General features: G+C 38.1%; 23 protein-coding genes. 18 read left to right on the forward strand and 5 right to left on the reverse strand.

Annotated features, from left to right (window positions below; translation table 11 throughout):
- Positions 1-204: 204 nt before the first annotated feature.
- From rpiA to LPB68_RS19450, 5 genes are all read left to right on the forward strand, one after another.
- Positions 205-876, forward strand: a complete 672-nt coding sequence (gene rpiA / locus LPB68_RS19430; RefSeq protein WP_068655900.1) for a ribose-5-phosphate isomerase RpiA — start codon at positions 205-207, stop codon at positions 874-876.
- The gene (locus LPB68_RS19435; RefSeq protein ID WP_068655898.1) at positions 873-1,328 is read left to right on the forward strand and encodes a VanZ family protein; all 456 of its coding nucleotides are present in this window, start codon (positions 873-875) and stop codon (positions 1,326-1,328) included. Before rpiA ends, LPB68_RS19435 begins: the two co-directional genes overlap by 4 nt.
- Before the next feature lie 74 nt (positions 1,329-1,402).
- Entirely contained in the window at positions 1,403-2,188 is a 786-nt protein-coding gene (gene pdaA / locus LPB68_RS19440) for a delta-lactam-biosynthetic de-N-acetylase (protein ID WP_068655896.1), read from the forward strand.
- Between the two features lie 73 nt (positions 2,189-2,261).
- Complete coding sequence (locus LPB68_RS19445; protein WP_068656667.1) at positions 2,262-2,717, forward strand: MarR family winged helix-turn-helix transcriptional regulator; 456 nt, start codon at positions 2,262-2,264, stop codon at positions 2,715-2,717.
- A gap of 100 nt (positions 2,718-2,817) precedes the next feature.
- On the forward strand, positions 2,818-3,015 hold the full coding sequence (locus tag LPB68_RS19450; RefSeq protein WP_068655892.1) for a YwbE family protein: 198 nt from the start codon (positions 2,818-2,820) through the stop codon (positions 3,013-3,015).
- 98 nt (positions 3,016-3,113) lie between these two features.
- On the opposite strand, the gene LPB68_RS19455 is transcribed toward LPB68_RS19450, so the two are convergent.
- Complete coding sequence (locus LPB68_RS19455) at positions 3,114-3,416, reverse strand: hypothetical protein (protein ID WP_068655890.1); 303 nt, start codon at positions 3,414-3,416, stop codon at positions 3,114-3,116.
- Between the two features lie 187 nt (positions 3,417-3,603).
- Here LPB68_RS19455 and LPB68_RS19460 point away from each other — a divergent pair, with 187 nt between their 5' ends.
- From LPB68_RS19460 to LPB68_RS19510, 11 genes are all read left to right on the forward strand, one after another.
- A complete protein-coding gene (locus LPB68_RS19460; protein ID WP_068655888.1) occupies positions 3,604-4,623 on the forward strand; it encodes an ABC transporter ATP-binding protein in 1,020 nt (339 codons plus the stop codon).
- A gap of 16 nt (positions 4,624-4,639) precedes the next feature.
- Positions 4,640-5,440 (forward strand): ABC transporter permease, encoded by an 801-nt coding sequence (locus LPB68_RS19465; RefSeq protein WP_068655886.1) that lies wholly within the window; start codon positions 4,640-4,642, stop codon positions 5,438-5,440.
- 59 nt (positions 5,441-5,499) lie between these two features.
- Complete coding sequence (locus tag LPB68_RS19470; protein WP_068655884.1) at positions 5,500-6,297, forward strand: ABC transporter permease; 798 nt, start codon at positions 5,500-5,502, stop codon at positions 6,295-6,297.
- A gap of 85 nt (positions 6,298-6,382) precedes the next feature.
- Entirely contained in the window at positions 6,383-6,910 is a 528-nt protein-coding gene (locus LPB68_RS19475) for a nucleotidyltransferase family protein (protein ID WP_068656665.1), read from the forward strand.
- A 30-nt stretch (positions 6,911-6,940) separates the two neighbouring features.
- On the forward strand, positions 6,941-7,936 hold the full coding sequence (locus LPB68_RS19480) for an N-acetylglucosamine kinase (RefSeq protein ID WP_068655882.1): 996 nt from the start codon (positions 6,941-6,943) through the stop codon (positions 7,934-7,936).
- A 71-nt stretch (positions 7,937-8,007) separates the two neighbouring features.
- The gene (locus LPB68_RS19485; RefSeq protein WP_068655880.1) at positions 8,008-8,439 is read left to right on the forward strand and encodes a GNAT family N-acetyltransferase; all 432 of its coding nucleotides are present in this window, start codon (positions 8,008-8,010) and stop codon (positions 8,437-8,439) included.
- Positions 8,440-8,916: 477 nt separating this feature from the next.
- Positions 8,917-10,248 (forward strand): ABC transporter substrate-binding protein, encoded by a 1,332-nt coding sequence (locus tag LPB68_RS19490; RefSeq protein WP_068655878.1) that lies wholly within the window; start codon positions 8,917-8,919, stop codon positions 10,246-10,248.
- A 69-nt stretch (positions 10,249-10,317) separates the two neighbouring features.
- Positions 10,318-11,211 (forward strand): carbohydrate ABC transporter permease, encoded by an 894-nt coding sequence (locus LPB68_RS19495; RefSeq protein WP_068655877.1) that lies wholly within the window; start codon positions 10,318-10,320, stop codon positions 11,209-11,211.
- Between the two features lies 1 nt (position 11,212).
- On the forward strand, positions 11,213-12,046 hold the full coding sequence (locus LPB68_RS19500) for a carbohydrate ABC transporter permease (protein WP_068655875.1): 834 nt from the start codon (positions 11,213-11,215) through the stop codon (positions 12,044-12,046).
- Positions 12,047-12,105: 59 nt separating this feature from the next.
- Positions 12,106-13,068, forward strand: coding sequence for a glycoside hydrolase family 43 protein (locus tag LPB68_RS19505; protein ID WP_071193214.1), 963 nt, complete (start codon positions 12,106-12,108; stop codon positions 13,066-13,068).
- Between the two features lie 118 nt (positions 13,069-13,186).
- Complete coding sequence (locus tag LPB68_RS19510; RefSeq protein ID WP_068655871.1) at positions 13,187-13,855, forward strand: SGNH/GDSL hydrolase family protein; 669 nt, start codon at positions 13,187-13,189, stop codon at positions 13,853-13,855.
- 125 nt (positions 13,856-13,980) lie between these two features.
- Here LPB68_RS19510 and LPB68_RS19515 read toward each other — a convergent pair whose 3' ends face one another.
- Both LPB68_RS19515 and LPB68_RS19520 read right to left on the reverse strand, forming a co-directional pair.
- The gene (locus LPB68_RS19515) at positions 13,981-14,379 is read right to left on the reverse strand and encodes a hypothetical protein (protein ID WP_068655865.1); all 399 of its coding nucleotides are present in this window, start codon (positions 14,377-14,379) and stop codon (positions 13,981-13,983) included.
- 23 nt (positions 14,380-14,402) lie between these two features.
- The gene (locus LPB68_RS19520; RefSeq protein WP_068655864.1) at positions 14,403-15,302 is read right to left on the reverse strand and encodes a helix-turn-helix transcriptional regulator; all 900 of its coding nucleotides are present in this window, start codon (positions 15,300-15,302) and stop codon (positions 14,403-14,405) included.
- A 169-nt stretch (positions 15,303-15,471) separates the two neighbouring features.
- Between LPB68_RS19520 and LPB68_RS19525 the strand changes: the two genes are divergently transcribed.
- Positions 15,472-17,445, forward strand: coding sequence for a glycoside hydrolase family 127 protein (locus LPB68_RS19525; protein ID WP_068655862.1), 1,974 nt, complete (start codon positions 15,472-15,474; stop codon positions 17,443-17,445).
- Positions 17,446-17,649: 204 nt separating this feature from the next.
- A complete protein-coding gene (locus LPB68_RS19530) occupies positions 17,650-18,288 on the forward strand; it encodes a GDSL-type esterase/lipase family protein (protein WP_068655860.1) in 639 nt (212 codons plus the stop codon).
- Between the two features lie 17 nt (positions 18,289-18,305).
- On the opposite strand, the gene LPB68_RS19535 is transcribed toward LPB68_RS19530, so the two are convergent.
- A complete protein-coding gene (locus LPB68_RS19535) occupies positions 18,306-18,977 on the reverse strand; it encodes a tetratricopeptide repeat protein (RefSeq protein ID WP_068655858.1) in 672 nt (223 codons plus the stop codon).
- Positions 18,978-19,216: 239 nt separating this feature from the next.
- Positions 19,217-20,221: a substrate-binding domain-containing protein gene (locus LPB68_RS19540; RefSeq protein ID WP_068655848.1), complete on the reverse strand. Its 1,005-nt coding sequence runs from the start codon at positions 20,219-20,221 to the stop codon at positions 19,217-19,219.
- Positions 20,222-20,469 lie beyond the last annotated feature (248 nt).

Raw genomic sequence — 20,469 nt, forward strand, 5'->3', positions numbered from 1 at the left:
CTTATGGCTGAGCTTAACTGATCCATTCCACTAAGGAAGCGAATTGCCAACCTTAGATGTGGGTCTGATGGGCTCTATTTTTTATATTTCCGCAGATACGGATTTCCTAAAATGGTACGAAGTATCACTTACATCGGAAGGATAAACTTTTTGAAAAGGACTGTAAAGCCGTTTCTGCTTGATTAATAGGGGAGTGTGAATGTGATGAATATGAAAAAAATTGCAGCTGAACATGCTGTTCAATATATTGAAGATGGTATGAAAGTTGGATTAGGTACAGGTTCAACAGCCTATTGGGCCATTCAGAAGTTAGGACAAAGGGTACAGGAAGGGTTATCAATTCAGGCTGTTGCAACATCGATTGCATCAGAGAAATTAGCCTTAGAACTTGGCATTCCGATCATCCCCTTCGCAGAATTGAATGGCCTAAATGTAACCATTGATGGAGCAGATGAAGTAAATCCAGAATTACATTTGATCAAAGGTGGGGGTGGTGCACTTCTGCGAGAGAAAATCGTAGCCTACCATAGTGAAAAACTCATCATTATTGCAGATGAGAGTAAATGGGTGCCAACATTAGGACAATTTCCATTGCCAGTGGAGATCATTCCATTCGCTGTCGAGTGGACGGTACAATCCCTAGAACAACTTGGTTGTAAAGTTCAGCTTCGGACAGAGGGGGAACAAATATTCATTACAGATAACCAAAACTACATAGCAGATTGTAGTTTTGGTACAATCCCATCACCGCTCAAATTACACAATGATATACTCAGCATCCCCGGAATCGTGGATAATGGTTTGTTCATTGGATTAGCAGATCAGGTAATTATTGGGCACAAGGATGGTAGTGTAGAAATTATGGGACGTAAATGAGTAAATCTAAATTCATCATCTGGATACGTAATATTGTTCTAACGATTCTGATTGTCAGCTATAGTGCTTGTCTCTTGTATTGGATGTTTATTGGTTTTGGACGTGAAAGACATGCAGATGGTCCACTTAACTATAATTTGATTCCATTTGAGACCATAAAGCTATACATCCGTAATATGGGGCAGTTACCAAATTGGACTTGGATTATTAATTTATTTGGGAATGTTGCTGTTTTTATACCTTTTGGGCTTACGCTTCCAGTTCTTTTCCCTAAGTTGAGATCTTATTGGCGCTTGGGAAGTTATTTCGTAATGATTGTGCTATTCCTAGAGGTATCACAGATGTTATTACGTGTTGGAAGTTTTGATATTGATGATGTAATCTTAAATGTCTTAGGGGTATGGATTGGATATAGCATGATTCGTAGCTTACTTAGACGTTACATATCTTAGGTGGAAATGTGGAATATTACCTTTATCTTGGTTGAATAAGACCTTGAAATCTTGTATAGAGGTGAATAGTTTCAATGAAACGCCCAGTTCTATTGATGATTGCTTGTATGTTATTGGCTTTCGGAGTTACACAGATTAATGCAGAGTCGGCAAGAGATCAACATGTCTATCATTTTGGCTTCAAGAAAAGCAAAGATGGACAACTACCATCCATTAATGAAGAAGGATTTAAGCCTATATTAGAGAAGCATGGAGCTATTTTCCTGGGAGATACATCGCAAAAGGAGATTTACTTAACCTTTGATAATGGTTATGAGAATGGTTACACTGCTAAGATATTAGATACTCTGCGGGATAAGCAGGTACCTTCTATCTTTTTTGTGACAGGACACTATGTTAAAAGCCAACCTGAATTGGTCAAAAGGATGGTCTCTGAAGGTCACCTTATAGGAAACCATTCCTGGAGTCATCCAGATGTGACGCAAATTTCCAACACGCAATTAAAGGATGAGTTGCTTAAAGTGAAGAATGCAGTCGCAGAAATAACCAGCCAGAAAGAGATGGCTTTCTTGCGCGCTCCTCGGGGGATTTTTAATGAAGTCATGTTAGAATCAAGTCGAACAGAAGGTTATACGAATGTATTCTGGTCTGTTGCATATAAAGATTGGGATATAAATGTTCAAAAAGGTTCAGAGTATGCCTATACGCAAGTGATGAATCAACTTCATCCGGGTGCTGTTATACTACTCCATTCCGTATCTAAAGATAATGCCGAGGCCATGGGCCAGATTATTGATGGTGCAAGGAAACAGGGGTTTGTGTTCAAAAGCCTAACCGAGTTACAAAAAAAGGTTTATTAAGATTGACAATAGTTCTTCTTTGCATTACCTTTATATTAAGATAATGTTGTCGGAGGTAGAATTTGTGGTAGAGATTAATAAGACAAAAGATAACAATGATCTTTCATTAGATTTATTCATTGTATTGGTGCGAGCCTATAATTCCGTGGTAGCTCATTCCACTCGTAGCATCCAAAGTCATGGATTGAATTCAACAGAGTTTGGAGTACTGGACTTGTTGTTTCATAAGGGGCCACAACCGTTGCAGAAAATTGGTGAGAAAGTACTTATCTCAAGTGGGAATATTACTTACGTTGCTGATAAACTTCAAAGTAAGAACTTATTGGTTCGAATTGCTTCTCCTGATGATCGTCGTGTGATTTTTGCTGATCTAACGGAAGAAGGAAGAACCTTTATGGAAGAAGTATTTCCTCAACATGAGAACGTTATTGCTCATTCTGTAGAAGGTCTAAATGAAGATGAAAAGAAACTAGCTATCAGCTTACTAAAGAAGTTAGGACATTCAGCCGAGAGTGCAAGTAGACTTTAATCCCTGATCAAGATGAACCCATGATTTGCATAAACAAGGCTATTCCTGTATCGTTTCCAATGACGGAATGAATAAATGATATATGGGAAGTGAATAAGAATTGAATGGTCAACTTAGATCAACCATATCTGCAGGACTTGAAGTAGATATCGTACTGAAGCAAGATCAACCAACGGGTAAGTTAACGCGAGGTATCGTCAAGGATCTTCTCACAAATTCACCGAAGCATCCTCACGGGATTAAAGTGCGTTTAACTAGTGGACAGGTTGGACGTGTACAGCATATTATTCAGAAATAAAAGGGTTGCTCGTGAAGACACAAACAAAAGCAGCATCGGACTTTGCTTTCAAGTTCGATGCTGCTTTTGTTTTGTTATATACACTTGTAAAATATCCATTACATCATCCCGAAACGTTCCAATTGATGCCACAATTTCTCCTGTAGTAATATTTCCCTTTGCTTAGGTCCGAGAAGATCGAAATGAGGATAAGAATCACGATGATGAATATATTTTGACGGTAATTCGTGAGCAATACACCATTCAGATAAACGGTTCACATCCGCACAACCTACCTTGGTAACGGTATTGAACTTAGGAAATCGAGGATCGATCCAATAATGAGTGAGGTATGCAATTTCGCCTCTATTAACGGCTGCTTTCCATTGCGATAATTCTACTCTGTTAATTCCAAAAGCCATAATAAGTTTCATCCTTATCTGCGCGTAATTAATACTCATTATACATGAGTTGCAAATAGGACTCTAATATAGGATAAAATGAATTCGTTTTCACTTCGACAAATTAATTGAGTATTCGACAGAGGTCCTGTGTTATATTTACGGATACTTCTCATCACAATAATCTTGATTTTAGGGGGAACATCCATTGAGCATCATCGAAGTTAGGCAATTATCTAAGTCATTCCAGCAAGCCGTGAAAGAACCTGGGTTGAAAGGGGCAATGAAACATTTATTTGTACCGAAATACATAGATAAAATAGCAGTGAAACCGTTGGATTTAACTATAGAAGCTGGTGAATCCGTGGCTTATGTTGGACCAAATGGAGCGGGTAAATCAACCACTATTAAGATGCTAACAGGAATTCTTGTACCTTCCTCGGGTACGATCGCTGTTAATGGTATCAATCCACATAAGAAAAGGATGGAGAATGCGCAACAGATCGGGGCAGTATTCGGACAACGTACACAGTTATGGTGGGATATCCCGATTGTGGAATCTTTTTCGCTACTCAAAGATATTTATGAGATTCCGGATACAACATATAAAGCTAATCTCGATATGTTCGTTGAGATGTTAGGTATGAATGAGTTCATCCATTTATCTGCTAGAAAGCTATCATTGGGTCAACGTATGCGTGCGGATTTGGCCGCGTCCCTATTACATAATCCACCTATACTATATTTAGATGAACCTACGATAGGATTAGATGTATCCGTTAAACAGAAGATTCGTGAATTCATCAAAAAGATTAATCAAGAGCAGCGCACAACAGTTATGCTGACTACGCATGATCTAGGTGATATTGAAGATTTGTGCAAAAGATTGATTATCATCGACAAAGGATCGATTATTTATGATGGTACGCTGGAGCAAGTGAAGCGTCATTTTGCAAAAGAACGACGTATCTTTTTTCAAGTAACCTCCCCACCTCCATTGTTGTTTACAGAAATATCTGATGTAACTGGGTTGAAGCTTGATATTCTAAGTGAACTAGAATTCTCCATCTCATTTGATAGATATCAATTTACGGCGAGTGATGTCGTTAGTCGGGTAATGAAGTATGGGGAAATTCAGGATTTCCGAATGGAAGAGTCTGATATCGAACAAGTGATTAAAGCAGTCTATGACGGTAATTTGGACTTGAATCAGACGATACAAGTGTAAGGAGGACGGAGCATTTATGGTAAGGTTTAAAAAATATAAAAGCATCTCAAATCGTTCTCTACAAAATGTGTTAGCCTATCGGACTTCCTATATCATTACCTTTGCATCCAATTTTGTGAACTTATTGGCTATTTATTTTCTATGGCAGGGTATTTATGGGGGACGTATGGAGCTAGGTGGATATACATGGGATCAGATGAAGACGTATTTACTCGTAACATTTCTAGCGAATTCCATTCTTTCTTGGTATTCCGAGACGGCCATATCTGGAAAAATTCTGGATGGAAGTGTCGTTGCGGATTTATTGAAGCCGATTGATTTTCAAAGTGCAAGATTTGCCGAGACATTAGGATCAAGTCTACTTGAAGGTGGGATGGGGACGATTATTATCGGAACATTCATGCTCTTTACACCGGGTGTCAGTATCCCTGATTCTCCTTTGATCTGGGTATTTTTTATCGTAAGCATGTTTGCAGCAATGTTAGTGAAATTCGGCGTTGTTTACCTAGCAGCGTTACTATGTTTCTGGTCAACAGGTTCGATGGGTATCGTATGGGCTCGAATTGCGGTTACAAATCTACTGTCGGGTGCATTAGTTCCTTTAGCATTTTTTCCTAATTGGTTAGAGAATTTAGCGATGCTTCTTCCATTCCAGAGTATTATTCATACACCCACCGTGATTTTTCTGCAACAGGCAGATGTTCTTGAGATGTTGAAGCTGATTGGGGTGCAATGTTTCTGGGGATGTACTTTATGGATAGCCGGTAGATTCATGTGGAATTGGGCGGTTCGTCAAGTGACCATTCATGGAGGTTAAGCTTGTTATTATAACTATGTGATTACGAGTGAATACAGGTAAGATAGGAGTGAGTATAGATGCAGCTTTCACGAATTCTTTTTTTGTACAAAAGAATGTATATTCAGCAACTCAAGGCAATCATGGAGTATAATAAGGATTTCTACATATTAATGGGTTCAGCCGCATTAACTCAAGTGCTTGGTTTTATCTTCTTATGGGTTATTTACGATCGGATTCCAGATATCAATGGGTGGCAGTTCTGGGAAGTGGCCTTCATGTATGCGATGATTTTCCTCACAGAAGGGATCTGTTCTCTTTTCTTTGAAGGGACATGGCGAATGGGTGGTCTGGTGAATCGCGGAGAACTAGATCGGTATTTATTGCGTCCTGTTCCAGTGATATTGCAAATTTTCTGTACGGGAATAGGAATTAATGGCATGGGGAATTTACTTATCGGTAGTGTTATCGTATGGCAATCGTTAAGTCACGGTAATATAGATTGGTCATTAGCAAAAGTGGCTATCATCCTGCTGCTCATGATCACAGCGATTATCATCCGGGTATCTATCAATTTAGCAGGTAATTCGGCGGCATTCTGGATTCGTAATTCAGGGAATGCATTCCCATTAATGGTTCATAGTTTAGCCGATTTGGCGAAGTACCCAATAACGCTGTTTAATCAGGGAATACAAATTTTCATTTCGACTTTCATTCCGTATGCATTTATTAGTTTCTATCCTGCAACCTTTATTTTTAATAAAAGTGAGTGGCACGGGTGGTGGTTGTTAGCTCCTGTAGTAGCTGTAATAAGTGCATTAGCTGCATATGGCATATTCCGCGTGGGATTAAGAAGGTATGAAAGTACAGGGAATTAATTAGAACAACTAAAGATGTGTGATAGGAGTTAACTTGAAAGATCTTGAGGAAGGAGCCTTCTGCGTGAGTTATATTCAACAATTAATGAAGATCATGGATCGAGATGAGGTTCGTCAGGATCTTGAATTGGTTCGAACTTTGAATCTTCCAGAGAGTTGTATAGCAGCCGGATATGTGCGGAATCTTGTATGGGATGTGCTCCATGGGTATGATCAAGTGACACCGCTGAATGATATTGATGTGATTTACTATGATTCTGCAGATATTTCCGAAGAGCGGGATAAGCTACTTACTATAAGATTGAATACGATAGATAGGAAAAACTGTTGGTCCGTAAAAAATCAGGCTCGTATGCACCTACGTAATAAAGTAGAACCTTACGAGTCCACAAAGGATGCCATGAGTTGTTGGCCAGAGACAGCAACGGCTGTTGGACTGTATCTTGATGAGGAAGATCGTGTGCAATTCATTTCACCTTATGGATTAGATGATTTATTTCAACTGAAGATAAGGCAATCTCCTAGATATATGGATACAACCTATTTCATAAAAAGGGTGACTGAGAAACAATGGTTAGCACGTTGGCCGAAACTCACCCTGATTGAAGTTTGAGATAAATACAACAATGAAGGGGAAGATTCCGTGAATAGGAAAGTTGTGATTGGGATCGATGGTGGAGGAAGTCATACACGTATACTTGTCGTAGATGAGCATGGAGAGGCACTTGCCTATATCGAGACAGGAGGATCTAATCCCTATCATCATCCAGATGCAGGTCGTCATCTACAGGATGGAATTCATCAAGCCTTGAAGATTGCCCAGTGTACAGTTGAAGATGTCGTATCCCTAACAGCTGGTTTAGCAGGTCTTGATGAAGAGAAGAATTACATATGGGCAAATCAACAACTTGCTGCCACAGGTATAAAGGGAAGAATAAGTGCAGTGAATGATGCCTTTCCTGCACAAGTAGGAGCTTTTCTGGGTGAGCCTGGTATTGTCGCAATCGGTGGTACGGGATCTATCATTTATGGACGGAACGAATGTGGAGAAGAGCAACGCAACTATTCATTTGAACATTATGCACCTGCTGCTGCGAGATTTATTGGGTACGATACAGTTCACCGAATCATTGCAGGTAGATATGAGCAGGCTGATCAATCCTTCGTGGGTGAGGTGTTGAGTTTCTTTCAGTTAGAAGAAGTTAATCAACTAGCTCAGATAGGTACGAGAGGATTCTATGAGGAAGCTACAGTTAGAAATCGCTTCTTTGGACAGCTTGCACCGCTAGTCACTTTAGCTGCAGAACGTGGTGTTCCACTAGCCACTCAAGTATGCGATCATGCAGCTGATTCGGTAGCTATAGGTATATCTCTTGTAGGTTCTACATTCCGTTCAGCGGATATAAGAGTGTCATGTATAGGGAGCGTTCTGTTAAGCACCTATATGCGTAATGCCGTATTGCAACAGTTAAGTATTCCTAATGCTTCGGACAAAAAATATCAATATAGTGATACACAAGTTGCCCCCGTGGTAGGGGCAGTGATCGATGCTTTCAATGCAGTGGGAATGAATCCATCAACTGAGTATCCTCCTTCTCTTCAACGATTTGTTGAATCTAATCTGATCGTGCAGGGTTGAAATTCTCCTTCAAAACTATTAAAGTAACGTAAAGAGAATGTACTTAAAGAAATTGGCTGGAGGGTTACAACATGTTAGTTAACGTAAAATCATATATCAATAAGCCGGAAGTAGCTGAGCTACTATCATATGCTGTTTTTCCAGATGATAAGTCATTAAAGGCTGCTATTCAGTTGTATGAAGAAACTGAGTCTTTACAACTTTACAGTTACGAAGACGAGAAGTTATTGGTAGGATTAATTGGTTATGAGATCAATGAAGAGAGAGTCCTAACTGTTCATCATTTAGCTGTTATGCCCGAGAATCGACTGAAGGGTTATGGACGAGGAATATTTTTCGAATTAATTAATGTTCAAAAACCTTCTCAAATAATCGTTGAGACGGATGAAGAAGCGGTAGAATTTTATCGTAATATTGGATTTGTTGTATATAGTCTAGGTGAGGTGCATCCAGGAGTAGAACGCTTCCGTTGTATATATGAAGTTGAAGATGAGGAAGAATAACAAATTGTATTAGAAAATGGAACTGACAGTGAATGCTCTGTCAGTTTTTTTGTGAAATACGAGAATCTGCATTATTTTATATAAATACAAACTAAACAATGAATAAACACAATTTATCGCTAATCAATATCCATTTATATCCATATTGAATGAATATCATCAATTTCAATGAATTTCAAGGTATTTAGTTTATAAATTCATGAACATTAATTCAGAATATTTCAGAAAAAATAATATATACTCCTGAAATATTACCATTCTCCATTTTCAATTCATAAATACGTGAACAAATTAATATATATATGTTTACAAATAAGCAATTGGTATGTTATTTTATCATTGTAAGCGGATACATCAATATTTATATTAATTATTTTACAAATATCTAAAGGAAAGGATCGGTGATCAACGTTAACTACTCATATCATCATGAGGGCACTTCATAATACAATATTATAAATATTAGGAGGGTTATGCATGAAGAAGAAGTGGTTTATTGGGTTAATAGTTATTTCAATGGTCCTAGTACTAGCAGGTTGTGGAAATTCAGGGAATAATGCCAGCGGAGAAACATCGGTCCTTGAAGGTGGAGCGGGAGAAGATGCAACAGCATTATCTTATTGGACATTTGTTGAGTTACATGGACAGCATTTTGAGAAAATGCTTACTAAATGGAATGAGGCCAACCCGGATCGCCAAATTAAGTTGAATGTTTCAGTCATGCCTTACGATGATATGCATAATAAATTGTCAATTGCCGTTCAGACCGGTGTAGGCGCTCCTGATATTGCGGATATTGAACTTGGGAAATTTCCAGATTTCTTAAGTGGTACTCCACAATTGGAACCACTTAATGATGTGATAGATCCATATAGAGATACCGTTGTCCAATCAAGAATAGATCTATATAGCAAAGATGGTAACAATTACGGTATTCCAACCCATGTAGGTGCATCAGTAGCATTTTATAATACAGAAATTCTAGAAGCAGCTGGTGTTAATTATGAGGATATTGTAACTTGGGAAGATTTCAAAAAAGCAGGTATCCAAGTCTACGAAAAAACGGGTAAATATATGGGTACAGCGGATACGAGTGCAACTTGGCAGTCATCCATGATGTTAGCCCAACAAGGTGCTGATTTTACAGATGAAGCTGGAAATCCAATAATTAATTCACCGGAATTGATTAAGGGTCTAACGATTCTGAAAGATCTCCAAGATAACAATGTTATTTCTACGATTGCTGGAGGACAGCCGGATACAGAAGAAGCCTATGGTGAATTTAATGCAGGAAACTATGCAACCGCCTTCATGCCTTTATGGGAAATGTCGAGATACACAAATTATATGGCTGATTTATCAGGGAAGATTGCTATAGCGCCAATCCCTGTAATTGAGAAAGGTATGCCTAGTTCTGTTGGTGGTGGCGGTACAGGTACTGTTGTAACCAAAACTGCTAAGGATGTTCAATTGGCAAAAGACTACTTAGCATTTGCGAAGTTATCATTGGATGCCAATATTGAAATTTGGAATACGTTAGGATTTGACCCAGTTAATATGGATGTATGGAATATGAAGGATGTTACTCATAATCCAGAAAATCAATTTGTTAAATATTTTGTAAATAATCCATTTGACGTGTTGAATACCATTAAGGATCAAATTCAATTGGTTAAATCTACTTCTGCTTCACCAACAATAAATAATGTGCTCTGTACCATTACTTTAAATGAAATCTTTGAAGATGGGAAAGACATTACAGAAGCTTTAAATGATGCCCAAGCGCAGATTGAGCAAGAGTTGAAATAATAGGAAGTTCCCAAAAAATAGGAGCTACTCTTAATCAAAAGGAGTAGCTCTATATAAAGGAGTAGAGCGATGATAAAAAAATTCCTATACTCACAGAAGGTCGCTCCTTATGTCTTCGTATTGCCTTTCATCATTATATTTGTTGTTTTTTGGGTCTATCCTTTAGCTAATTCATTTGAAATGAGCTTCCAAAAAGTAACGCTTGGTCAAGAAGCCGATTGGGTAGGTGTAGATAACTACACCAAATTAATGGGTGACAGCATCTTTTTGAAATCTGTTTATAATAGTGCTATTTATATGATTCTAACGTTAATTGTGTTGATTCCCTTTCCAATGTTATTTGCAGTTTTGATTAATAATAAGTTTATGTGGGGTAGAGGATTCTTCAAATCTACTTTTTTCTTTCCTGCACTGACTTCAGTGGTTGTAGCAGGAACGATCTTCAGACTGATGTTTGGTGAAATGGAAGGTTCCATGATCAATAATATTTTAGGATTCTTCGGAGTCGAACCGATGAAATTCCTGAAGGGTCAGGTCACTGGATATATTGCTTTATTATCGTTGGCAACTTGGAGATGGACAGGTGTTAACATGCTTTATTTCCTATCTGGATTAAAGAACATTCCGGATGAATATTATGAAGCAGCCTCGATTGATGGAGCTTCAGCCTTTCAGAAGTTCACTAGAATCACCATGCCATTGTTGAAGCCTACCACTATATATGTATTAACGATCAGTATATACGCAGGTTTATCGATGTTTATCGAGAGTATGATGTTGTGGAATGGTAACAATTCGCCGAAAAATATTGGTCTTACCATCGTAGGTTATCTGTATCGTCAAGGGATCGAGAAAAATAACCTTGGGTATGCAGCAGCTGTTGGTATTGTGCTGCTGGTAATCACAATGGTTATTAACTTAACGCAACTGTCATTTAGTGGCATGTTTAAGAAGGAGGATTAATATGAAAAAGGAGAATGTAATTCGAACAATGCTCTTCATTTTCTTTATTATTCTAAGTTTTCTTATCCTGTTACCATTTTATGCTGTTGCGATAGCTGCATTTAAACCTGGTGAAGATTTGATTCGATACGGTCTAAACTTGAGATTTGATCTATCTGTTATGACTTTTGATAACTTTAACTACTTATTTACTGGTAGTCATGCTTATTTTTCATGGTTTTATAATTCCATAGTATTAACGGTTGTGCAGGTTGCATTGACGCTGATCGTTAGCGCTACGGTAGCTTATGGATTTGCAGCGTATGAATTTAGAGGGAAGAACCTATTGTTCATTTGTGTATTGTTGATTATGATGGTGCCTTTTGAAATATTATTACTACCTTTATATACATTGACCTTTAATCTAGGGTTAATGAATAGTTATTCTGCTATCATTTTACCGGGGATTGCGAATGCCGCTACGATCTTCTTTTTCAGACAGTATTTAAGAGGAGTCCCGAAGGAGATTATTTTAGCAGGTAGGGTAGATGGAGCAAGTGAATATGGAATTTATGCTCGTTTGATTTTACCAATTATGAAACCATCCTTTGCAGCGATGGCCATTCTAAATGGGATGAACAGTTGGAATAATTTCCTTTGGCCATTTATGGTGCTGAGTAGTGACAAGAAATATACACTTCCGATTGGGTTGAAGACATTACTTACACCATACGGAAATAATTATGATCTACTAATTGTCGGTTCGTTTTTTTCTATATTACCTATCTTTATTTTGTTCTTAGTTTTTCAGAAATACTTTATTGATGGTATGACAGCAGGAGCAGTCAAGGGCTAATAGAACATTGTTGTATACAAATCATGGTGAGTACTGTTAGAACAAAGGAGAAAGCATTTATGGATATCAATAGAGAGTATAATAACCCGCTGATTGAACAGCGTGCTGATCCATGGATATATAAACATAGCGATGGTTACTATTATTTCACAGCTTCCGTACCTGAATATGATCGGATTGAATCACGAAGAGCATCTACTCTTCAGGAGCTGTCCGTAACGAATTCTGTAGTGATCTGGTATAAACATGTGAGTGGTCCACTTAGTGTTAATATATGGGCCCCTGAAATTCACTTCATTGATAGTAAATGGTACATTTATTTCGCTGCTACTCATACATTGGAGCCGAAAGATGGACTATTCGACCATCGAATGTATGTATTGGAGAACGACTCTGCGAATCCATTGGAAGGGTTGTGGATAGAGAAGGGACAGGTGGAAACGGCTTGGGAATCGTTCGCTCTGGATGCGACATCCTTTGAGCATAAGGGAATACGTTATTATGTATGGGCACAAAAGGATTCTCGAATTCCGGGTAATTCTAATTTATATATTTCAGCGATGAGTAATCCTTGGACATTGACTGGACCGCAAACGATGATATCCACACCTGATTACTCGTGGGAAATTGTTGGCTTCAGCGTAAACGAAGGTGCAGCTGTATTGAAACGAAATGGTCGCATATTTATCAGTTTCTCATGTAGTGCTACGGATTTTAATTACTGCATGGGTTTATTGGTCGCAGATGAGAACAGTAATTTGTTGGATGCATCTTCATGGACTAAATTGTCTGAGCCAGTATTCCAGAGTTGTGAAGAGAACGGTCAATATGGACCTGGGCATAATAGCTTCACAGTGAATGAATTTGGAGAAGATGTAATCATCTATCACGCGCGTAATTATAAAGAAATTAATGGTGATCCTCTTTATGATCCAAATCGTCATACTCGTGCACAAGTATTTCAGTGGAACGAGGAGGGTATCCCGAATTTTGGAATTCCAGTAAAAGATCATAGAGGGTAATATTGCTCTCTGGGATGTCTAGAGTTAATGATTTACAAATATACGTTCTTTATGATAGTTTTAATCATGAGTTCTCATAGTATGAGACTGTTAAATCATAACTAAAGGGTGAATATGAATGTCTAATGCAACAGCGAATGTAAATAAGGTTATTTTATTTCAAGGTGATTCTATTACAGACGGTAATCGTGGACGTGATAATGACCCTAACCATATTCTTGGTCATAGCTATGCTTATATCATAGGTGGGAAACTCGGCAATGAGTTGGCTGATAAGCATCTTAAATTCTATAATCGAGGTGTGAGTGGTGATCGGATTTCCGATTTATATGCTCGTTGGAATGAAGATGCTATAAGTATTCAACCTAATATTATCAGTATTTTGATCGGTGTTAATGATATTTGGAGAACAATGAAAGGTGAACCAAGTGGAGTGACAGATCGCTTTGAACGGGCATATCGCCATGTGCTTGAAGAGACAATTGAAGTAATGCCACAGACTAAGTTGATATTAGTTGAGCCGTTTATACTCAGAACGGGTGCGCCTGCAGAACAATGGGAAGAGTGGGAGAAATGTATCACACATTATCAGAACATTGTCCGTGAACTTGCACAACAATTCCATGCAGTTCATGTTCCACTACAGAATGCCTTCAATGAAGCTACGCAAAGAGCTGATGCTGCTTATTGGTTATGGGATGGTGTGCATCCGACCGCCGCAGGACATGATCTGATCGCTAAGGAATGGTTGAAGATAGTGGGAGAAAGTGGCTTGCTAAACGACTAATATAGTCCACATTCATGCTTGGTAACGAGAGTGGAGAAAGTGGTCTATACTACATAACGCAGAAGAAGACTGTAAATGGTTAACACCTGTACAGTCTTCTTCTGCGTTTACGTCATTAATTATAATTAATAGGTCCTACGATACCGCTTGATCAAAAGGTATATTCCTTCCACTAATAAACCAAGAACAAATGCTCCAACCAAAAATACCGCAAGCGTTAGAAAACCAGCAAGGTCCTCCCAGCCTGACATATCTCTATAAGTGTATAGAAACATAAGCAACATACCAATAGTGATGCCAAGAGTAGTGATAAACCAGACAAGACGTGCGCCAAGCCAGCCGAATCCATGGAGTATTCCAGCAACGATGTAGGCAAATAGAGCAAGACGTAGGAGAATGATCATGTCTAAAGGCTGCCCCAAGTATATGAAACGATAGATTCCTAACAGAATCCATATGATTGTTCCGTAGATGGCCATCCATAGGAACCAACGTCTACTTTTGGCAGGTGGCAAAAAACTCATTTAACTCACCTCTCCTAATCATATTATGAATTATTAATGTACGTATGATAATAAGCCCTACGAAACTCAGTTGGGGTTATTCCCTCATATACTTTGAATAACTTCATGAAATATTTCTCATCGGAAATACCGACCTCTTGGGATATTTGGAGTACTGATAGGTTACTTCGAGAGAGCAGTTCCTTCGCCTTTAAAAGTTTTTGACGATGAATATATTGTTGTAGATTCATATTTGTATTTTGTTTGAAGAAACGTGAGAGATAATCTCGATTATAGTTGAAGTGTTCAGCGACATCTTGTGTACTTAGTTTATCAGTTGCATGGACACGTATCCACTCCATCATATCAGATATTTTATTGTCTGCGTTCCCACCGCGATGTAATTTCTTCAAATGATGTATGGCTTGTTGAGAAACTTCGATCAGTAAAGAGGTTAGCAAATAATGTGCAGCATAGGCATTATAGTCTGCTGAATTCGCTACGTGCATCATTTGCCGGAATTGAATATTTACACGATCAACGTTCGGTGGCGAGAAGAAGAGAGGAATATAAATAAATGTATTCTTAAGTAAGTGAATTGATTCTGATGTTGTGGTGATTGATGCTACTTCTCGGATTACGGTTTCTTCATCTATAAGTTCAGCCTCATGTTGACAATGGAAATGGAGCCAATCAAAGGCGATTCCTGAGTGGCATTCTTCATAACCTTCGTGGTGATGGAATGGTTGCAGTAGCATAATGTCTCCAGAATTCACTTCATGACGGTTATTTTCTTGTTGCATATAGAGTGTTTCTCGCCTTCCAATGATTAATTCATAGGTATCTATCATTCGTTCAGCATGCGTCCATGGGTAATCGGATTCGAATTGTCCGCCTATTGTAAATTGAAAAGGCGTAGAAATATTGAATTTTAAATACTCCACCTGTTACACCACCTTGCAATGAAATAAAAAGTCAGTTTTATCTACCTAAAGTATCGTTGAGTCTACCGACAATGTCAATGTTTCTATGGTAGTATCGATACATAATAGTCTTTGTTAGAAAGTAAGTTAACTACAATAATGAGCAGCTAAATGAAATGGAGTGTGAGGGATTGTGAAGTCGACTTATCAACAGATACCTTTAAAAAATGTAAGAATTGATGACCCTTTTTGGTCAAAATATGATCAGCTTATCCGCGACGTGGTCATTCCCTATCAATGGGATGCATTAAATGATCGAATTGAAGATGCAGAACCTAGCTATGCTATTCGTAATTTCCGGATTGCCGCAGGGAAAGAGGATGGAAAGTTTGGAGGGTTTGTATTTCAAGATAGTGACTTAGCGAAGTGGTTGGAAGCCGTAGGTTATTCACTTACGACACATCGAGATTCCTCGCTGGAGAAATTAGCAGATGAAGCTATTGATTTGATAGGCGAAGCGCAACAAGAAGATGGTTATATTAATACCTACTTTACGATTGAAGCTCCCGAACTACGCTGGACTAACTTAACAGAATGTCATGAGCTTTATGTGGCTGGACATATGATTGAAGCTGCCGTAGCCTATTTTGACGCAACAGGCAAGAGGAAATTTCTTGATATCGTGAGTCGGTTCGTAGATTATATTGAAAGCGTATTCGGATCAGAAGCAGGGAAGATACAAGGATATGATGGACATCAAGAAATTGAGCTTGCTTTGGTCAAATTGTATAAAGCAACTGGACAAGAGAAGTATTTACGCTTAAGTCAGTATTTTCTAAATCAACGTGGACAAGAACCAAGCTTTTTTGTTAAAGAATGGGAGGCGAGAGGGCAAAAGTCCTTCTGGGGAGGCGTGCTACCTGGACCCGCTTCACGACCTAACTTGAAATACCATCAGAGTCATGCTCCAGTTCGTGCACAGAAAGAGGCTCATGGACATGCCGTTCGTGCTGTTTACATGTACACCGCTATGGCTGATGTTGCAGATTTGACACGAGATGAAGGGTTACTTCAAGCTTGTCGTACATTATGGGATAATATTATACATAAACAAATGTACATTACAGGTGGCATTGGTTCAACGCATCATGGAGAAGCATTTACATTTGATTACGATCTTCCTAACGATACAATATATGCAGAAACATGCGCTTCTATTGGGTTGATCTTTTTTGCTCAAAGGATGCTTCAGATTGAACCGAATAGTCAATATGCTGATGTGATCGAGAGAGCATTATACAATAATGTTATTGGAAGTATGTCGCAAGATGGTAAGCATTATTTCTATGTCAATCCATTGGAGGTATGGCCGAAAGCATCTGAAGGTAATCCGGGCAAACATCATGTTAAATCAGTACGCCAGAAATGGTTCGGTTGTTCATGTTGTCCTCCGAATGTCGCTCGCCTTGTCGCGTCCCTAGGAGAGTATATTTATACTGTTAGTGAAACAGAATTATATGTTAATCAATACATCGGTGGAGTAGCAAAAGCAACAATTGGTGGACAGCATCTGGAGATAAGTCAAGAGACAAATTATCCTTGGGATGGAACCATTAAAATTCAGGTTACACCAGAGCATGAGCAACATTTTACGTTAGGTCTTCGTATTCCTGATTGGTGCCGGCACGCCACACTTCATATTAATGGTGAAGAAACCCCAATCTCTGGATTGATACTTAACGGGTATGCTCGCATTGAGAGAACTTGGCAGGCAGGTGATGTCATTCAGTTAGAACTCTCCATGGAAATACAATTGATTCAGTCACATCCACAGTTAAGAGTAAATGCAGGTAAAGTTGCTATTCAACGAGGTCCATTAGTTTATTGTATAGAGGAGTTCGATAATAATGCTCCGCTAACTTCGATTTCACTTTTGACAGATCGGCATCGGCCTTTATCTGCGAGGTTCGACCCTGATCTTCTTGGTGGAACAATGATTATTGAAGGTGATGCACAGATCGATCAACAAGAGGATTGGAAGCATGAGCTATATCGCCCATTGAAAGCAGTAACACAACCTGTAAAATTACGTGCAATACCTTACAACAGTTGGGGAAATCGTGAAGCGGGTGAAATGAGTGTATGGATACGGATGAAGCCATAACATTGTAAGAGAAACAACTCGCCATGTGAAAATAACAAGACCAGACATACAACACTCTATCGTTTTTAACGGTAGCAGATTGTATATCTGGTTTTTATTTTTAAGTATTTTTGTTATTGATATGTTCATATCCCAGTTGCATAAGAACGTTGAATTTCATAAACTATCATATCTAGAATATCGGATTCAATTCAAGGAGGTTGAATGATTGTGGTCATCCATTACACAGCGATTGGGGATTCATTAACAGTTGGATTTGGGGCTATGCCTGGCAATGGATTTGTTCCTGTATATAGAGGATTAGCAGAATATAAACTGCAGACATTTGTGGCCTCAGATAATCTAGGGATCAATGGTTTAACATCACTTGGATTATATGATTATGTAAGTAGAAACGCGACATATCAGCACTCACTAAGAGAGGCAGATCTGATTACGATCTCCATTGGTGGGAACGACATGATTCGAGCGGCGAGGTCGTCCAATGGATCAAATCTAGACTTTCACTTCAAGCAAGCCCTCGCCGATTGTAAAATAAATTTTTCACGAATCATTAAAACAATTTACGATCTAAAGAAAAATTCTAATGGAGTATATTTGATTCGGGTCGTTGGATTATACAATCCATTTCCGCAAATAGAAGAGGCATCAAAATATATACAACAATATAATCATTTCGTAGAAACGTATTCAAAGGAAACATTTGCTGTTGCTAATATTTATAATTTCTTCAGAGGTCGGGAGAAAGAACTACTTTTTATTGATCGGATTCATCCTAATGGTCGTGGATATCGTCTTATTGCTGAACAATTAGTTAGATTAGGGCTAAGACCCTTGATATAGTATATTCTCTATTATCTCTAACTCATCTTTCTTAACATACTTCGAACAGCCCATTTGCGTTCTTGTCGTTTCTTGTATTTAGGTAACGTACGATAGATATCAACGGATTCAGTGAAAGCTTTCTGTGCTTCTTGCTTGAGACCCATTTCCTTATACATTATCCCTAATAGATAACTAGCTTCACATGAAGAAGAATGGATTTCTTGAAACAATTGTATATATTTCTCAACCTTATGTGGATCAGAACGTTGATACAGGGATGCTAGTCTAAGATAAGGCTGGCCATATTTCACTCGAGGATTAATGGAGAGTGCTTTATGAATATTGTCTTCTCCTACTTGAGTGTGTCCTAGATATAAATTAGCGGTTCCTAAATCATCCCAATATTCTGCTGAATGTTCGAATTGTCTCTGGATAGAATTCAGGATTTCGAGGGCTTCTTGGTATTTCTTACGTTCAATTAGAAGACGAGCTAGTTCGTGTTTGGAAGAAACATCGTTAGGACTCATTAATATTTCTGAGCGTAGTTTAGAAATCCTCTTCATTCTTTTGAAGGGTTTCGTTAAACTGGGGAATACACCTACAAAGCGCCGATCTAGAATATAGACTACGGCTAGTATAACAAGAATAGCAATGAAAGGATTGCCAACTAGCCTCCATAGCAGCATAAAACCGATAAACTTACCCATAATTTCCCCCTAAAAGTTTTTGAGCGTTACTCCTTGTATAATACTTCGAGAAAACTCTCTTCGTAAGCATAATCCAAGTTTTTGAGCGTTACTTATTGTATAATACTTCGAGAAAACTCTCTTCGTAAGCATAATCCAAGTTTTTGAGCGTTACTCCTTGCATAATACTTCGAGAAAACTCTCTTCGTAAGCATAATCTATTATTTAATAATAAAGCGATTTTCATTATACCATAGCGATTAAAGTGTACGAACAGAATCGCGGATGATAATCTTTCCTTGGACCTGAATTCTGCCATTTTTGTGGTCAGGATTATCAATTTTGTCCATAATTGTTTTCAATGCCAGTTGGGCCATTTTCTCAATATCGACTGCTACGGTAGTGAGTTTCGGCGATGTCAGAGTGGCATAGATATCATTGTCAAATCCAACAACCGAACAGTCTTCAGGAATGCGATAACCTAATGTATTTAATCTATCATATAAATTGTAAGCGACTTGATCACAATTGCAGACAAAAGCAGTAGGTGTCTCCTTGGGCAGCACAATGTCGATATATGTTCCTCGTTTATCTCTATCGTTAAGTATAAATTGTGGATCTAATGTTAACCCATGTTCTAATAGGGATTTATAGTAACCTAGAAAACGGTCTTGGATGCTACTTGTTGAGTAAATATTACCTACAAAAGCGATTTTCTTATGGTTATTACGGATTAAGTAGTTGGTGATCTCATAAGCACCATAGAAATTATCACTGACGATCGAATCAATAGCAGAGTGCTCATCATAAAAATCTAGAAATAACTTAGGCAAATCCATGCTTTGGATAGTTTCAATATAGGGCTTGCTGACCTGACCCAGAATAATTATGCCATCTACCTTTTTCTCGTTATATAATCTGGGGAAACTTAGACTTTCTTCTTCTTCACTACTTAAAATATTTAGTATCCCAAAGTATCCATATTGCTCAAGATGCAAGGAAATATGCTGATATACTGTCATGTAGAAAGACTGATTGATACCCGTGAACCGTTCAGGGATTAGAACACCTATATTATAAGAAAGTCCATCTTTGATAGATTTGGCAGCGGTATTATAGCGATAACCCATATCTTCAGCTAATTTCTTGATTTTCGTTTTTAATTCGTCACTGACACCTTCTTTATTACTAAGTGCTTTAGACACCGTTACACTACTAACCCCTAATTTGTTAGCTATATCCTTCATCGTAATATTACTTTTCAAAAAATTCACCTTCCCAATTTAAGCAATCGATAACATTTAAGTACATTTTACTCATTTTGATGTGAAATTCATACTTAAAAAATAAATAACGTTATATTTATTACTTTATCGTTAACTTAATTATATAGATAGTTATTGTTATTTCAATGAAATAGCACAAATTTATTCTGTGTCATAAATATAATAGATAAAATAATATAAATGAGGACGTAAACCCTACATTCACTGATTAAATGTGTTATTTGTTA

Source organism: Paenibacillus crassostreae (genome assembly GCF_001857945.1).
Lineage (GTDB): Bacteria > Bacillota > Bacilli > Paenibacillales > Paenibacillaceae > Paenibacillus_AQ > Paenibacillus_AQ crassostreae.

What these genes read in the sequence shown, in the direction of transcription:
- LPB68_RS19535 (WP_068655858.1), bottom strand. Translation starts at nt 18,977, where the DNA reads ATGGGTAAGTTTATCGGTTTTATGCTGCTATGGAGGCTAGTTGGCAAT.
- LPB68_RS19470 (WP_068655884.1), top strand. Translation starts at nt 5,500, where the DNA reads ATGCAGCTTTCACGAATTCTTTTTTTGTACAAAAGAATGTATATTCAG.
- LPB68_RS19490 (WP_068655878.1), top strand. Translation starts at nt 8,917, where the DNA reads ATGAAGAAGAAGTGGTTTATTGGGTTAATAGTTATTTCAATGGTCCTA.
- LPB68_RS19475 (WP_068656665.1), top strand. Translation starts at nt 6,383, where the DNA reads ATGAAGATCATGGATCGAGATGAGGTTCGTCAGGATCTTGAATTGGTT.
- LPB68_RS19530 (WP_068655860.1), top strand. Translation starts at nt 17,650, where the DNA reads ATGATTGTGGTCATCCATTACACAGCGATTGGGGATTCATTAACAGTT.
- LPB68_RS19435 (WP_068655898.1), top strand. Translation starts at nt 873, where the DNA reads ATGAGTAAATCTAAATTCATCATCTGGATACGTAATATTGTTCTAACG.
- pdaA (WP_068655896.1), top strand. Translation starts at nt 1,403, where the DNA reads ATGAAACGCCCAGTTCTATTGATGATTGCTTGTATGTTATTGGCTTTC.
- rpiA (WP_068655900.1), top strand. Translation starts at nt 205, where the DNA reads ATGAATATGAAAAAAATTGCAGCTGAACATGCTGTTCAATATATTGAA.
- LPB68_RS19505 (WP_071193214.1), top strand. Translation starts at nt 12,106, where the DNA reads ATGGATATCAATAGAGAGTATAATAACCCGCTGATTGAACAGCGTGCT.
- LPB68_RS19495 (WP_068655877.1), top strand. Translation starts at nt 10,318, where the DNA reads ATGATAAAAAAATTCCTATACTCACAGAAGGTCGCTCCTTATGTCTTC.
- LPB68_RS19515 (WP_068655865.1), bottom strand. Translation starts at nt 14,379, where the DNA reads ATGAGTTTTTTGCCACCTGCCAAAAGTAGACGTTGGTTCCTATGGATG.
- LPB68_RS19500 (WP_068655875.1), top strand. Translation starts at nt 11,213, where the DNA reads ATGAAAAAGGAGAATGTAATTCGAACAATGCTCTTCATTTTCTTTATT.
- LPB68_RS19485 (WP_068655880.1), top strand. Translation starts at nt 8,008, where the DNA reads ATGTTAGTTAACGTAAAATCATATATCAATAAGCCGGAAGTAGCTGAG.
- LPB68_RS19510 (WP_068655871.1), top strand. Translation starts at nt 13,187, where the DNA reads ATGTCTAATGCAACAGCGAATGTAAATAAGGTTATTTTATTTCAAGGT.
- LPB68_RS19465 (WP_068655886.1), top strand. Translation starts at nt 4,640, where the DNA reads ATGGTAAGGTTTAAAAAATATAAAAGCATCTCAAATCGTTCTCTACAA.
- LPB68_RS19455 (WP_068655890.1), bottom strand. Translation starts at nt 3,416, where the DNA reads ATGGCTTTTGGAATTAACAGAGTAGAATTATCGCAATGGAAAGCAGCC.